Genomic DNA, 15,535 nt, shown 5'->3' on the forward strand with positions numbered 1-15,535 from the left:
GTACCTCATTGCATTGCTTCAGGCTTGAGGATACGCGACAGCCTGCAACTTTAAAGACAGCCTCATCCGTCCATACGATGTCGGACAAAAATGACTGACAGCCAGGTCTCGCAGCAGGGCATCGCTCCCTCCGAGCCTGACGAGGGAAAAACATTGCCAGCTGAACCGAACGAGCATCCACCTCTGGGCCCTGACCACCTTTTGCCAGCACCCCCAGCCGAACCGGTCAAGCATCGTAGCAAGACCGTTCGCATCGTTGTCTGGATTGTTCTCCTGGCGATCTTCGCCGGTGCCTTCTACTACATCCTGAACCGTAAAGAGGCCGCCAAGCCCGCTGCCGGTGGCAGGCGAGGAGCAGGCGGCGGTCCCGTTACCCTGACGACCGCAACCGCCCAGCGCGGCGATATCGGCGTCTATCTCGATGCGATCGGCACGGTCACCCCCGTCTACACCTCGTCGATCACGGCCCAGGTCAGCGGCGTGATCACGGCGGTCCACTATAAGGAAGGGCAGCTTGTCCGCAAGGGCGACCCGCTCATCGACATCGACTCGCGTATCTACCGCGCTACGCTGCTGCAGGCTCAGGGCATTCTCGAACGCGACCAGAATGTGCTCGGACAGGCCCAAATGGACGTCGAGCGCTACCGTGCAGCATGGGCCCGCAACGCCATACCGAAGCAGACCCTCGATGACCAGGAGAAGGTTGTTCTCCAGGATCAGGGCACGGTCAAGAACGATCAGGGCACGGTCCAGTTCGACCAGATCCAGGTGGACTATTGCCATATCGTCGCCCCCTTTACGGGCCGCGCCGGCCTCCGCCTCGTCGATCCGGGTAATGTCGTCACTGCAAATGGAACAACGGTCCTTGTCGTCATTACCCAGGTTCAGCCCATTACCGTCATCTTCACCATTCCTGAAGACAGCCTCGGCCAGGTCACGCCTCGCCTTCGCCAGAATGCCAAGCTGACCGTTGACGCCTACGACCGCGCCGCCTTGAAGCAGATCGCGACCGGCACCCTGATCACCCTCGACAACCAGATCGACACCACAACCGGCACCGTCAAGGGGCGCGCCTCCTTCGTCAACAAGGACATGAGTCTCTACCCGAACGAGTTCGTCAACACTCGCCTGCTCGTCAGGACGATCTCCGCCGCAACGCTCATCCCGTCATCTACCATCCAGCACAACGGCCAGACGGCCTTCGTCTATGTGCTTCAGGACAATACCGCTCACATGAAGACGGTCAAGCCGGGCGTCACCGACGGTGGAACGACCCAGGTCGACGGCATCAACCCCGGCGACGTCCTAGCCAATACCAGCTTTGACAAGCTACAGGATGGAGCAAAGGTTAACGTCTCCAGCCGCCCCCAACCCTCCGCGAAGGCCACACCCGGGAGTGACGCTCCTTGAGCCCTTCACGTCCCTTTATTCTCCGCCCCGTAGCGACGTCGCTGCTGATGGCGGCCATCATGCTGGTTGGCATCGTCGGCTACTTCCAGCTGCCGGTGTCCGCCCTGCCCCAGGTCGACTACCCGACCATCCAGATTGTGACCTTTTACCCGGGTGCCAGCCCGGATGTGATGGCGACCACCGTCACGGCTCCCCTCGAGCGCCAGTTTGGCGAACTTCAGGGTCTGAGCCAGATGACGTCGTCGAGCTCCGGCGGCAACTCCGTTATCGTCCTCCAGTTCAACCTGTCCCTGAACATCGACGTGGCTGAGGAAGAGGTACAGTCGGCGATCAACGCGGCGCAGAGCTTCCTTCCCGCCAATCTTCCGGCGCCGCCGATCTATAGCAAGACCAACCCGGCCGACGCGCCCGTCCTCACCCTTGCCATCACCTCGAATGTGATCCCGCTCTCGCAGGTGGAAGATCTCGTCGATACGCGCCTCGCGCCCAAGATTTCGCAGCTTTCCGGCGTCGGCCTCGTCAGCATCAGCGGCGGCCAGAAGCCCGCCGTCCGCATCCAGGCGAACCCCGCCGCGCTCTCCTCCTACGGCATCAACATGGAGGACCTGCGCACCGCCGTCACCAACTCCAGCGTGAACGCCGCCAAGGGTAATTTTGACGGCCCGCGCCAGGACTACCAGATCGACGCAAACGACCAGCTCGTCACCAGCAAGGACTACCGGCAGGTCGTTGTCGCCTATCGCAACGGCGCGCCGATCATGCTGACGGATGTCGCCAACATCCTCGACGACGTTGAAAACAGCTCACAGGCGGCGTGGATGAACCAGACGCCTGCCATCATCCTCAACGTGCAGCGCCAGCCGGGCGGTAACACCATCTCGGTCGTCAAGAGCATCAAAAAGCTCTTGCCGCAGCTTGAAGCGAACCTGCCTAAAGGTATCCAGGTCACGACTCTTACTGACTTGACCACGCCTATCCAGGCCTCCGTCTCGGACGTCGAATTTGAACTGATGCTGACCATCGGTCTCGTCGTCATGGTCATCTTCCTCTTCCTGCGAAACCTCTACGCAACCATCATCCCCTCGGTCGCCGTTCCGCTCTCGCTCGTCGGCACCTTCGCCGCGATGTATGCCCTCGGCTACTCGCTCGACAACCTCTCCCTCATGGCACTCACCATCTCAACCGGCTTCGTCGTGGACGACGCCATCGTCATGGTCGAGAACATCTCGCGCTACCTGGAAGAGGGATACCCGCCGATGGAGGCTGCCCTCAAGGGTGCCGAACAGATCGGCTTTACTATCCTCTCGCTCACCGTCTCGCTGATCGCCGTACTGATCCCCCTGCTCTTCATGGGCGATGTGGTCGGCCGACTCTTCCGCGAGTTCGCTGTCACCCTCGCCGTCACCATCATCGTCTCGGCGGTCGTCTCCCTCACGCTGACGCCGATGATGGCCTCACGCATCCTCAAGCATGATCCGAAGGCCCAGGAGGGCCGCTTCTACAAGGCCTCGGAGCGGGTCTTCGAGAGCGCCATTGCCTTCTACGGTCGCACTCTCAAGGTCGTCCTCCGCTTCCAGACCATCACCCTTCTGGTCGCGCTCGCCACCCTCGGGCTCACCATCTTTCTCTACATCATCATCCCCAAGGGCTTCTTCCCCGTACAGGACACCGGCGTCATTCAAGGCATCAGCCAGGCCTCCCAGACCATTGGTTCAAAGGCCATGGCGCAGAAGCAGCAGGAGCTTGCCCGCATCATCCTGCAGGACCCCGCTGTCGAAAGTCTGTCCTCCTTCATCGGTGCCGACGGCACCAACACCACCATCAACAGTGGTCGGATGGCGATCAATCTCAAGCCGCTGGAGCAGCGCGATCTCAACGCCTCCGATGTAATTCGCCGCCTGCAGACCAAGCTCGTCAATGTACAGGATATTCAGCTCTTCATGCAGCCGGTGCAGAACATCACGGTCGACGACCGTATCAGCCGCACACAATATCAGTACACCCTTGAAGATCCTGACCAGGCTGAACTGAATCTTTGGACCGATCGCTTCGTCGAAAAATTGAAGAAGCTGCCCGGATTGGAAGACGTCGCTACCGACCAGCAGAACGGCGGTCTCGCTGTTTCGCTCGTGATCGATCGCGCCACCGCCTCACGCCTTGGGATCGCGCCGACCACGATCGACAATACGCTCTACGACGCCTTCGGCCAGCGCCAGGTCAACACGATGTACACGCAGCTCAACCAGTATCACGTCATCCTCGAAGCCGAGCCACAGTTCCAGCTCGATCCCGAGAAGTTGAGCCACATCTATATACAGTCGAACGCTGCCGCCGGTACCTCAGGCGCCGCAGCCTCATCGTCCTCCGGTCGTGGGTCTACCTCCGCCGGATCGAACGCACTGGCGGGAGCGGCGGTCTACACCCCCTCCTCGAACGTCTTCAACCCACCCGCGAACGCCCTGCTCTCGAGCGCCAACTCGACCGCTCGCGGCTCGACCTCTGCCGGAACCAGTGCTTCGAACATCAGCAGCCGCGTACCGCTCAGCGCCTTCTCGCACTTTGAGACCACCACGGAACCACTCACGATTACCCACCAGGGTCAGTTCCCTGCCATCACCGTCTCCTTCAATCTCGCCCCCGGTGGGTCGCTCGGTGCTGCCATCGATTCGATCACCAAGGTCCAGAAGGACATGAACATGCCGGCGAGTATCCAGGCGGACTTCGAAGGCACCGCAGCCTCCTTCCGCAACTCGCTGTCGAATGAGCCACTGCTTATCCTCGCCGCCCTCGTCACCGTCTACATCGTCCTCGGCGTCCTCTACGAGAGCTTCATCCACCCCATCACCATTCTCTCGACCCTACCCTCAGCCGGAGTCGGCGCGTTCCTCTCGCTCATCATCTTCCACCAGGACCTGAGTGTGGTGGCGATCATCGGCATTGTGCTGCTGATCGGTATCGTTAAGAAGAACGGCATCATGATGGTGGACTTCGCCCTCGAAGCCGAGCGGAACCACGGAAAGACCTCGACTGAAGCCATCTACGAGGCTTGCCTTCTCCGCTTCCGGCCGATCATGATGACCACCATGGCAGCGCTCCTTGGCGGTCTGCCGCTGGCCTTCGGCTCTGGTATCGGCTCCGAACTGCGGCGTCCCCTCGGCATCTCGATGGTTGGCGGCCTGCTTCTCAGCCAGGTACTTACCCTCTACACCACACCCGTCATCTACATCTTCTTTGACAACCTTGCTCAGCGCTTCTCCGGCAAGCCGTCTCATCCGAAGACTGGCAATGAGCCGGTCAACGCACCGGCAGACTCCTCCACCGCAGGCCCGGCGCACGCATGAGTATCTCGACCCCATTCATCCATCGCCCGGTAGCGACGACGCTGCTGACGGTGGCGATTGCCATCGCAGGCGGCATCGCCTTCCAGGTCCTGCCAGTCTCGCCGCTGCCGCAGGTCGACTTCCCAACCATCTCGGTCAACGCCAGCCTGCCCGGAGCCAGCGCCGAGATCATGGCTTCGTCCGTCGCTACGCCCCTCGAGCGCCAGTTCGGCCACATCGCCGGTGTCACCGAGATGACCTCCGCCAGCTCGCTTGGCACGACCTCGGTCACCATCCAGTTCGATCTCAGTCGCAACATCGACGGTGCCGCGCGTGACGTCGAGGCCGGCATCAACGCCGCACGCACCTACCTGCCAGCCAATCTGCCCGGCAACCCGACCTATCGCAAGGTTAACCCGGCCGATGCGCCGATCATGATCCTCGGCCTCACCTCGGATAAGTACGACACGGGCAAGCTCTACGACGAGGCTTCAACCGTCATCCAGCAGAAGATCTCGCAGATCCAGGGAGTCGGCCAGGTCAATCCCGGTGGCGGTGCCCTGCCCTCGGTCCGCGTCGAGGTGAACCCGACCAAGCTCGCCAGCTTTGGCTTGGCGATGTCGAACCTCCAATCCGTCCTCAGCCTCCAGAACTCCGACCTCGCGCGGGGCCAGATCACGGACGGCAACACTACGGCGGATATCGTCGCCAATGGCCAGATCTCCCACGCCGTGGACTACAAACCGCTCATCGTCGGCTATAACAACGGTGCAGCCGTCCGCCTTGAAGACGTAGCCGATGTGATCGACTCCACGCAGAACATCCGCACCGCAGGCTATCTGAACGGCAAACGCGCCGTGACGCTCATCGTCTTCCGCCAGCCCGGCGCAAACATCATCCAGACCATCGACAGGATCCGAGCCCAGCTTCCCTCGATTGAAGCCTCCATTCCTAAAGGCATCACGACGACCATCGTGCTTGACCGCACCACCACCATCCGCGCGTCGGTCAACGACGTCGAGCGCACGCTCATCATCTCGATCCTGCTGGTCATCCTGGTGGTCTTCATCTTCCTGCGGAACGGTCGCGCTACGCTGATTCCCGCCGTCGCCGTACCCGTCTCGCTCATCGGCACCTTCGCCGTGATGTACATGTTCGGCTTCTCGCTCGATAACCTCTCCCTGATGGCGCTCACCATCTCGACTGGCTTCGTAGTCGACGATGCGATCGTCGTGATGGAGAACATCGCCCGCCATCTTGAAGACGGTATGGAGCCCTTTGCTGCGGCTCTCCTCGGCGCGAAGGAGATCGGCTTCACCGTCATCTCCATCAGCATCTCGCTGATTGCCGTCTTCATCCCGCTGCTCCTTATGGGCGGCATCGTCGGACGCCTCTTCCGCGAGTTCGCCATCACGCTCTCGACCGCCATCCTCGTCTCCATGGTCATCTCGCTCACGACGACCCCGATGATGTGCGCCTACCTCCTCAAGAGTGAGCATGGCAAAGAGCACGGCCGCTTCTACAAGGTCACCGAGCGCTTCTTCGACTGGATTCTTTCGGTCTACCGGCGCAGTCTTCACTGGGTTCTTGAGAACCCCGGCCTCACCCTGACCGTCCTTGCGCTCACCATCGCCCTCAACGTCGTCATCATCGTCAAGATTCCTAAGGGCTTCTTCCCGCAGCAGGATACGGGCGCGCTCGGCGGCGGTCTCCAGGGCCCGCAGGATTCCTCCTTCCCAGCCATGAACGACTCACTTCAGCGCATCGAAGCGGTCGTTGGGAAAGATCCCGCCGTCCAGAACGTCATCGGCTTTACCGGTGGCCAGGGTGCCTCAAACACCGGCAACCTCTTCGTCATCCTCAAGCCCCTCAACATCCGCAAGATCGGTGCAGCCGATGTCATCAACCGGATCCGGCCGCAACTGAACCGCCTGCCCGTAGCCTCCGCCTTCCTACAGGCCTCGCAGGATCTGCGTATCGGTGGTCGCGGCGGGAACGCGCTCTACCAATACACCATCCAGGCCGACAACGTCACCGACCTGCAGACCTGGGGGCCGAAGCTCCTTGCTGAGATGAAGCGTCTACCCGGCTTTCAGGACGTCAACTCCGACCAGCAGAACGGTGGCCTGGATGAGCTTGTCACCATCGACCGCGTCACCGCAGCGCGCCTTGGCCAGACCGCTCAATCGATCGATGCCGGACTTTACAGCGCCTTCGGTCAATCCCAGGTTTCGCTCATCTACACGCAGTTGAACCAGTACTATGTCGTCCTCGAAGTCGCTCCCCAATACTGGCAGACGCCCGATGGCCTCAAGAACATCTACTTCCACACCGCAAGCGCCAGCAGCACCACGGCCAGCGGCAACACCCCGCTCTTTACCATGTCCTCGGCAAAGGCCACCACCACGCCGCTCGCGCTCAACCACACCGGCCTCTTCCCCTCGGTGACCGTCTCGTTCAATCTCGCACCCGGCGTCTCGCTCAGCGACGCTACGCTCGAGATTGGCCAGATGCAACAGAAGCTCGGCACTCCCTCAAGCATTCGCGGCTTCTTCGCCGGAACCCTGCAGGCCTACCAGGCCTCACTGAGCAGCGAGCCCGTGCTCATCCTTACTGCTATCCTCGCCGTCTATATCGTTCTGGGAATCCTGTATGAGAGCCTGGTCCATCCGCTCACCATTCTCTCGACAATCCCTTCGGCCAGCGTCGGCGCCATGCTCGCCCTCCTCCTCTTCAAGGAGGACCTGAACGTCATCTCCATCATCGGCATCGTGCTGCTTATCGGCATCGTAAAGAAGAACGCCATCATGATGATCGACTTCGCCCTCCAGGCCGAGCGCGAGCAGGGGATGAACACCGAAGACGCCATCTTCGAGGCCTGCATGCTGCGCTTCCGGCCCATTTTGATGACCACGATGGCCGCCCTCTTCGGCGCGCTGCCCCTCGCCTTCGGTACCGGCACAGGCTCGGAGTTGCGCCGTCCCCTCGGCATCACCATCGTCGGCGGCCTCATCGTCAGCCAGCTTCTGACGCTCTACACCACGCCCGTCGTCTATCTCACGCTTGATCGTCTCCGCTTGCGCATCCAGGGCAAGACCCATGACGACTTTCACCCGGAACTGCACCCCGTCTCAGCCGACTAATGGACCTCTCGAACCCTATGACCAGCCTTCGCTCCAAAGCCGCCCTCACCGCCCTTGCGGCCCTGTTCGTTACAGGCTGCCGCGTCGGTCCCAAATACCACGTGCCACCGGCCATTGCGACTGCACCGCCTCCTGCTGTCTACAAGGAGTCTCCGACGCAGTTCGCGGAGCAGGATGGCTGGAAGGTCGCGCAGCCGCAGGACGCCATGCTCCACGGCAAGTGGTGGGAGATCTACGAAGAGCCCGAACTGAACACCCTCGAAGATCAGCTCAATATCAACAACCAGAACATCCGCGTCTCCTTCGAAAACTTCATGGCTGCGCGCACCCTCATTACGCAGGCACGCTCGCAACTCTACCCAAACGTCTCCATCGGTCCGACTTACGATCGGTCGCGCACCTCCTCGAATCTAACCAACTCCACCAACGCCAACACAGGTCGCCAGAGCAGCGTCGGCACACTGCCCGCAACCGTCTCGTGGGAGCCGGATCTCTGGGGTCGCATCCGCAACCAGATCCGCGTCGAGCAATACAACGCCCAGATCAGTGCTGCCGATCTTGAAAACGAGCGCCTCACCGAGCAGGCCGCCCTGGCCAATGCCTTCTTCGAACTACGCGGCCAGGACGCCCTGAGCCAGATCTATGCTGAGACGATCGCCGCCGACAAAGCGGCACTTACCTACACCCAGACGCAGTACGAACTCGGCATCGGCGACCGCATCTCCGTAGTCGAAGCTGAAAACACGCTCCAGAACGCAACCTCGACCGCCATCAATCTGGGAATTGCGCGCGCCCAGTACGAGCATGCCATCGCCATGCTCATCGGCACAGCAGCGTCCGGCTTCTCAGTACCCGTAAAGCCCATGCTGAAGACACCGCCCCCTATACCGGTTGGCATCCCTTCCCAACTTCTCGAGCGCCGCCCCGACATCGCCGCAACCGAACGGAATATGGCCTCCGCCAACGCACAGATTGGCGTCGCTGATGCTGCCTACTATCCCGCACTCACGCTCAGTGCAACCGGCGGCTTTGAAAGTTCCTCCTTCAAGCACCTCTTCGACATCGCCAGCCGCTTCTGGTCCATCGGACCCACCATCTCGGAGACGGTCTATGACGCCGGCCTGCGACGCGCGACCGTCAACCAGTATGTCTCTGTCTACAACGCCAATGTTGCTACCTACCGCCAGACCGTCCTCGCTGCGTTTCAGCAGGTGGAGGACAACCTGGCCTCCGTCCGCATCCTACAGCAGCAAATCATCCAGCAGGAGCTGGCGCAAAAGTCCGCTCAGGAGTTCGTCGACCTCGAACTTGCTCGCTTTCAGACCGGCATCGATCCGTACGTGGACGTAGTCACGGCGCAGACGACCCTGCTCGCCGACCGGCAGACCCTTGCCAGTCTGCACGTCCAGCAGGTCACCGCCTCGGTCAACCTGATCGAAGCACTCGGCGGCGGATGGGATGTGACGCAACTTGCGACTCCGGCGCAGGTCTCGAAAAAGCTGACCAAAGCTGAGACGCAGATCGACAAGTAGTCGCGCAGCAAAACATCCTCCAGGCCGCACCCCACGCTACTCTTCGAGAAAGCGAGCGTCTGCACGCGAGCGCAGCTGTCCGTTCGGTCTTCTGTGCATCACACGAACAAGGCTGTAAGCGATCTTCTATACTCGCCACACCAGAACGGCATCTGCCGAATCGGAGTAACCATGTATCGTCCCCTGGCCTATGCTGCTGTATTGCTCGCCCTCGCTGCCCCGGCCCATGCCCATGCCCAGACTGAAGAGATCACCGTCGACGCGCACGGTCCCACAACGCCCTTTCCGCACTTCTGGGAGAAGACCTTTGGCTCAGGCCGCGCCATCCTTTCGCTCCGGCAGGACTATCGCGACGATCTCGACACAGTTCATGCTGCCACGAACTTTGAGTCCGTCCGCTTCCACGGCATCTTCAACGATGAAGTAGGCCTCTACGATCCAGACCGCCAGGTGAAAAACCCCGGTCTCGCCGCCGAGGCCCTTCAGACGGATTCGATCTACAACTTCTCCTACATCGACCACATCTACGACGGCTTGCTGGCCCACCACGTTCGACCCTTTGTCGAACTCTCCTTCATGCCGCAGAAGATGTCGTCCGACCCCAAGGCCATTCATCCCTTCTGGTATCACCCCAACGTCGCTCCTCCAAAGGATTACGCTACGTGGGACGCCATGATCACGGCCTTCGCCAAACACCTTATCGATCGGTACGGCGCTGAAGAGGTCTCCACCTGGTACTTCGAAGTCTGGAATGAGCCGAACCTGGACTTCTGGGGCGGTCGCCCGAACCAGTCCACCTACTTCGAACTCTACGACCACACGGCTCGCGCCCTCAAGGCTGTCAATCCGAAGCTCATCGTCGGCGGCCCCTCCACCGCGCAGGCGGCCTGGGTTCCCGATTTTCTCGCGCATACCAAGCAGGGCAACATCCCTGTCGACTTCGTCAGCACTCACGTCTACGGCAACGACACCGCCGATAACGTCCTCAAAACGAACGAGAATGTTCCACGCGACCAGATGGTCTACCGCTCAGTCAAGAAGGTCCACGAGGAGATCCTGAAGTCCGCCTATCCGAAGATCCCGCTGATCTTCTCCGAGTACAACGCCAGCTATGCGAACGAGCCCAACGTCACGGACACCGTCTACATGGGACCATGGCTTGCGAACACCATTCGCCAGTGCGACGGCCTCATCCAGAGCATGAGCTACTGGTCGTTCTCCGACGTCTTCGAAGAACAGGGCGTCGTGCGCACACCGTTCTATGGCGGCTTCGGCGTCATCGCCGAGGACGACATCAAGAAGCCCGCCTTCAACGCTTTCTCGATGCTTCACCGTCTGGGCGACCAGCGCATCCATCTCGACGCTACCGACGCAATCGCCACCCGGGCAGCAAAGGGTGGAGTAGCTATCGCCCTCTGGAACTACGCCCCACCCTTCGGCGAAGGTGCGGCCTATACCCCACCCCCGACTACTCCCGGTACGTCCAAGACCATCTCACTCACCCTCAAAGGCGTTGCCGCCGGAGCGGCAGTCGAGATCTGGCAGCTTGATGCTGACCACGGCAACGTCGTGAAAACCTTCGACGCCATGGGCCGGCCAGCAGCGCCAAGCCGGAAACAGATCGTCGAACTTCAGGCCGCAGGCAAGCTCCCCGCACCGCGCATGGAACATCTCGCAGGAGGCAAGCTGAATCTGACGATACCCAGTCAGGGACTGGTCGTTCTGTCGGTCAAGTAGTCGCGGCCTTCCAAAAGAGCTGTAAAGCCCGCTTTTCATACCGTAGAACGAACAAGTGCCTTGTCGATAACGACTTACGGGTTGAAGATAGGCAAACAAAGTTGGCCGGTTAGTTTCGTTCCATCCGATATACTTGGAATTGAAGTAAATCAAGCCCCTGCCGCAAGCAGGGGCTTTTCTTATAGACACATCCTTAGCTTTTAGAATGAGTACTTTGCTTCTAACCTCAGTCGTTACAATACTTTACCTTGACCGTAAGACCTATGTACAAGCAAGCAAGGCACTTAAAGTCCACGACCAGAATGGAAATTACCCGCTACGTCAGAAGCCTCACCGTACGCCTGTCCTTTCGTTGATATCAAAAGCCGCTCGCAAGAGGTCGAAGCTTTCCTGCATCTCTATACCCAGGAGTCTTATGCCCGATACGCATTATGCACCTCCCCGTTCGATCGCTAAGGGCTTAATTATCGGACTCATCGCCGGCATGGCTGGGTCCGCTGCAAAGACCGTTGGCGAGCTGATCTATCAGCCCCGCACGCTAGGCCAGACGCCTCCACCGCTTGTGCTGGCGGACAAGATAGTGGGTCATCCAGTCGCTCACCCGACGGCAGTCATCCAGGCGATTCACTATGGCTTCGGAGGTCTGACGGGCGCGGTCTACGGCGCAGCGGCCGAGGTCTTCCCTATCGTCACGACCGGCTACGGCAGCGTCTTCGGCGTCGTGTTGCAACTCTTTACCCATGAAAGCCTCGTTCCTCTAGCCGGGCTCGACGTGCCGGCGACCCAGCAACCCGCACGCGAACACCTGAGCGAACTCTTCTCGCACATCCTCTTCGGCATCTGCACCGAGGCTGTTCGACGCATCCTGTGCAAGCGCTACGCCTAGAACTTCACCCGGCCAACACTGGCAGCTTTCCTGCACGAACCGCCGGTCGCTACCGGTAGAGTGAGACGATGCCAGAAACGATGGAACAGGTTGACGGAAAAAAGGTATTCGCCAAGATCGCCTGGCGGCTGATCCCCTACATCTTCATCCTCTACATCCTCGCGTACCTCGACCGCGTCAACGTAGGCTTCGCCGCGTTAGAGATGAAGCGCGATCTGAGCCTCAGCGACACCGTCTACGGCACCGGGGCGGGCATCTTCTTTCTCGGCTCTTCACTCTTCGATCTGCCCAGCAACCTGCTGCTCCAGAAGGTCGGGCCCCGCCGCTGGATCGCCCGCATCATGATCACCTGGGGCATCATTGCAACCTGCATGATGTTCGTCAAAGGCGCGCATTCGTTCTACGCGATGCGCTTCTTCCTGGGTGTCAGCGAGGCTGGATTCTTTCCCGGCATGATCCTCTACCTGACCTACTGGTTCCCCTCTCGCGAGCGCGCCCGAGCCGTGGCCACCTTCATGACCGCCACCGCGATAGCCGGTGTGGTCGGCGCCCCGATATCGAGTTCCCTGCTGAAGCTGGAAGGCACCATGCACCTGCATGGCTGGCAGTGGCTCTTCCTGGTAGAGGGCATACCGACCTTCCTCATGGGCATCTCCGTCCTCTTCATGCTGAAGGACCGGCCCGACGATGCGACATGGCTAACCGAACCCGAGAAGAAGTGGCTCGACGAGGAGTTGGAGCGGGACCAAAAGGCAGGCGGCGCCTCCGAACACCACTCTCTCAAGGACGCCTTCAAGAACAAGATGGTCTGGGTGCTGGCGGGCATCTTCTTTCTCGACCAGGTCGGCATCTACACGGTGAACCTTTGGATGCCGCTCATCCTGAACAGCTTTATGCATGGGACCGGAGCTGCAACGGGCAGCGCCATCTCGCCAGCCGATGCGAGCCATATCGCCAAGTTCGCGACGGTGCCCTATGCCGCTGCGGCGATCTTCATGGTGCTGATCGGATGGACGAGCGACCGGTCAGGCGAGCGGCGCTGGCATATTGCAGGCTGTCTGCTGCTGAGCGCACTTGGATTTGGATGGGCCGGAGCCGCGCATAGCCTGTCGGCTGCGCTGATTGCGATGACCCTGGCAGCGGTCGGTTACTGGAGCATCATGGGGCCGTTCTGGGCGTTGCCGACAAGAATTCTTAGTGGTCCTGCAGCGGCTGGCGGCGTCGCAATCATTACGATGGTCGGCGGAGTTGGTGGATTTCTCGGACCGTATCTGACCGGGCGCCTCAAAGACCTGACGCACGGCTACAGCGGCGGGCTATACACCATAGCCGGACTGGCGGTGCTTGGAGCGGCTCTGTGCGCCGCGCTTGCGAAGCCAAAGGAGGATGCGGCTTAGGCCTGCATCACCTGGGCGGCAAAACGCTCCATCTCCTCGTGCTGCGGACTTGATTGGAGCAGGACGAGGTCGACACCGACAGCGGCAAACTCTTCCAGACCTTCGGTGATCTGCTCCGGCGTGCCGATGAAGCCGCTGCGGAGACCGCGGTTCGAGACGGAGTAGTCCTTCAGGGAGATCGTCTGTTCGAGATTGGAGCCGGTGATCCACTGCTGATAATTGGCATAGCCGCGCGCCGATTGCTGGACGTCCGTAATGCGCTCGACCTCCTTCAACGCTTCAGCCTCGGTATCGCGCAGGACTGCGTAGCCGGAGACGCCGAAGGTCATTGGCGGCAGGTTGGCTGCTTCGCGACGGGCTCGCATGTCAGCGATCTTCTTGCCGACAATCTCCGGCGGGTCGCCGTGCATCAGGTACGCGTCACACTTGGTAGCGATCAGGTTTTTGGCTGTCTCGGATTCGCCACCCGCGTAGAGCGTGGGACGGGGTCGAGCTACAGGCTTGGGCGAGAGGACATTATCTTCGACCGTGTAGAAGGAGCCAGCGTGGGTGAAGTGCTGCTGCGACCAGCAACCGTTCACGACGTCCAGCCACTCGGAGGTGCGGGCGTAGCGGTTGTCGTGCTCATCGAAGTGGACGCCATACTTGCGCGCCTCATCGGCCCACCAACTGGAGACGACGTTGAGGGTGAGGCGACCGTTGGCGATGTTGTCGATGTTGGCAGCGGTCTTGGCAAGTAGCGCGGGATTATGGAAGGTGGGGCGAACGGCGACCATCAACTCGAGGCGCTCGGTGACTGCGGCCAGTGCGGCGGCTGTTGACCACGCATCGAGCGAGGGTGCTTCGACTCCCTTGATGTCGTTGAGATTGAGTTCGGCGATGAGGGTGAGGTCGTAGCCTAGCTGCTCGGCACGCTGGGTGAGGCGCTTGGTGTAGTCCCAATCCGGCTGCATCTGCTCGTCGTCTACATTACGCAGCCAGCCGCCGAAGACGGGAAGCCAGAATCCGTAGCGCATCAGGCAGTTACCTCGGCCAAACGTGTCTCGTTGACGGATGCGGCCTCTGCTTCGAGCCAGTCGACGAGCCTGGCGAAGGGATCGAAACCGATGACGCGCGGGCCGTCGGCGACAAAGTTCGAGAGCGCGTTGGTGTCGTAGTAGTAGCGTTGACCTGCTTCTCCCTCTTCGTGCCGTGAGTCGGTAAGGTATTCGACGCCGCCGATGTCGATGCCGGAGTGGTGCATGATGCGCTCCACGTCGGCGATGACTTCTGCAGGTGGATCGTAGGCCTCGACGGTGATGCCGGACTTTGGAGCGTCGATGGCACAGGCAGCGCGATCGAGCAAGACGCCGTCAGTGGTGCGGCAGATGTCTGCTGGGCAGAGATCAAATGTCTCGCCAGTGATGTGGACCTTGATGGCGTAGAGGAACTTGCCATTGAGGACCTCGACGCGAACGATGTGCGCGTCCTGCGCCGGGATGAACTCCTGCACGAGGGCGATGGAGTCGAGACCAAAGGCGAGCGTGTTCGCGGCCGCTGCGGCTTCGAGGGATTCGAGTGTGTCGAAGCGGGTGACACCTGCGCCACTGCCACCGATGTTCGGTTTGACGACTATGGGCCAGCGGAGACCCTCGGTTGCCGATGCTGCCTGCGATGGACGGTGGATGACGCGTGACTTGGGGTATGGCAGGTCGAGCTGTTCGAGGAGGGTGAGTTGACCCGCTTTGGAGAGTTCGGACCGGAAGGCATGCAGGCCGTTGATGACGCGAACGCCGCGCGCTTCGAGATGCTCAAGGAAGCCTACGGTGTAGAAGATCTGGTCGCCGTTGCCACGATTCCAGGCGGAGGGGCTGACGCGATTGAAGACGAGGGAGTACTTCTCTTCGGGATGATCGGCAGGGCTGTAGGCGTGCTCGACGGCGGAGAGTTTGACGTAGTTGGTGCCGCGACGGTCAAGTTCCGCGAAGAGAGGCTTGAACCAGTTCTGCTGCTCGTACAGGATGGCGATGGGAAGGTCGGAGTGCTGCGACATGCGGTCTAAATCCTCAGTCAGATAGATGGCCGGAGCAGGCCAGTAGTTTCATTGTCGCCGATTCGACGCGCGGATGAC

9 protein-coding genes are annotated in these 15,535 nt (G+C 60.7%); 7 read left to right on the plus strand and 2 right to left on the minus strand.

The annotated features are described in order from the left end of the window. Positions 1-90 precede the first annotated feature (90 nt). From OHL20_RS05070 to OHL20_RS05100, 7 genes are all read left to right on the plus strand, one after another. On the plus strand, positions 91-1,410 hold the full coding sequence (locus tag OHL20_RS05070; RefSeq protein ID WP_263382119.1) for an efflux RND transporter periplasmic adaptor subunit: 1,320 nt from the start codon (positions 91-93) through the stop codon (positions 1,408-1,410). Next, a complete protein-coding gene (locus tag OHL20_RS05075; RefSeq protein WP_263382120.1) occupies positions 1,407-4,751 on the plus strand; it encodes an efflux RND transporter permease subunit in 3,345 nt (1,114 codons plus the stop codon). Before OHL20_RS05070 ends, OHL20_RS05075 begins: the two co-directional genes overlap by 4 nt. Next, the gene (locus OHL20_RS05080; RefSeq protein WP_263382121.1) at positions 4,748-7,873 is read left to right on the plus strand and encodes an efflux RND transporter permease subunit; all 3,126 of its coding nucleotides are present in this window, start codon (positions 4,748-4,750) and stop codon (positions 7,871-7,873) included. The genes OHL20_RS05075 and OHL20_RS05080 overlap by 4 nt, the downstream gene beginning before the upstream one ends. 17 nt (positions 7,874-7,890) lie before the next feature. After that, a complete protein-coding gene (locus OHL20_RS05085; protein WP_263382122.1) occupies positions 7,891-9,405 on the plus strand; it encodes an efflux transporter outer membrane subunit in 1,515 nt (504 codons plus the stop codon). 171 nt (positions 9,406-9,576) lie between these two features. Continuing rightward, positions 9,577-11,142, plus strand: coding sequence for a GH39 family glycosyl hydrolase (locus OHL20_RS05090; RefSeq protein ID WP_263382123.1), 1,566 nt, complete (start codon positions 9,577-9,579; stop codon positions 11,140-11,142). A 415-nt stretch (positions 11,143-11,557) separates the two neighbouring features. Next, positions 11,558-12,028, plus strand: a complete 471-nt coding sequence (locus OHL20_RS05095) for a DUF1440 domain-containing protein (protein ID WP_263382124.1) — start codon at positions 11,558-11,560, stop codon at positions 12,026-12,028. A 68-nt stretch (positions 12,029-12,096) separates the two neighbouring features. After that, complete coding sequence (locus OHL20_RS05100; RefSeq protein WP_263382125.1) at positions 12,097-13,425, plus strand: MFS transporter; 1,329 nt, start codon at positions 12,097-12,099, stop codon at positions 13,423-13,425. On the opposite strand, the gene OHL20_RS05105 is transcribed toward OHL20_RS05100, so the two are convergent. Continuing rightward, the gene (locus OHL20_RS05105; RefSeq protein ID WP_263382126.1) at positions 13,422-14,441 is read right to left on the minus strand and encodes an LLM class flavin-dependent oxidoreductase; all 1,020 of its coding nucleotides are present in this window, start codon (positions 14,439-14,441) and stop codon (positions 13,422-13,424) included. The two genes, OHL20_RS05100 and OHL20_RS05105, sit on opposite strands and share 4 nt — an antisense overlap. Further along, positions 14,441-15,457 carry an ATP-grasp domain-containing protein gene (locus OHL20_RS05110; RefSeq protein ID WP_263382127.1) on the minus strand — a complete coding sequence of 339 codons (1,017 nt, stop codon included), beginning with the start codon at positions 15,455-15,457 and terminating at the stop codon, positions 14,441-14,443. The genes OHL20_RS05105 and OHL20_RS05110 overlap by 1 nt, the downstream gene beginning before the upstream one ends. Positions 15,458-15,535: the final 78 nt, after the last annotated feature.

The organism is Granulicella arctica, assembly GCF_025685605.1.
GTDB lineage: Bacteria > Acidobacteriota > Terriglobia > Terriglobales > Acidobacteriaceae > Edaphobacter > Edaphobacter arcticus.

Bases quoted from the DNA above. Each gene is read 5' to 3' on its own strand.
- OHL20_RS05085 (WP_263382122.1), top strand. From the start codon at position 7,891: ATGACCAGCCTTCGCTCCAAAGCCGCCCTCACCGCCCTTGCGGCCCTG.
- OHL20_RS05090 (WP_263382123.1), top strand. From the start codon at position 9,577: ATGTATCGTCCCCTGGCCTATGCTGCTGTATTGCTCGCCCTCGCTGCC.
- OHL20_RS05095 (WP_263382124.1), top strand. From the start codon at position 11,558: ATGCCCGATACGCATTATGCACCTCCCCGTTCGATCGCTAAGGGCTTA.
- OHL20_RS05110 (WP_263382127.1), bottom strand. From the start codon at position 15,457: ATGTCGCAGCACTCCGACCTTCCCATCGCCATCCTGTACGAGCAGCAG.
- OHL20_RS05100 (WP_263382125.1), top strand. From the start codon at position 12,097: ATGCCAGAAACGATGGAACAGGTTGACGGAAAAAAGGTATTCGCCAAG.
- OHL20_RS05105 (WP_263382126.1), bottom strand. From the start codon at position 14,441: ATGCGCTACGGATTCTGGCTTCCCGTCTTCGGCGGCTGGCTGCGTAAT.
- OHL20_RS05070 (WP_263382119.1), top strand. From the start codon at position 91: ATGACTGACAGCCAGGTCTCGCAGCAGGGCATCGCTCCCTCCGAGCCT.
- OHL20_RS05080 (WP_263382121.1), top strand. From the start codon at position 4,748: ATGAGTATCTCGACCCCATTCATCCATCGCCCGGTAGCGACGACGCTG.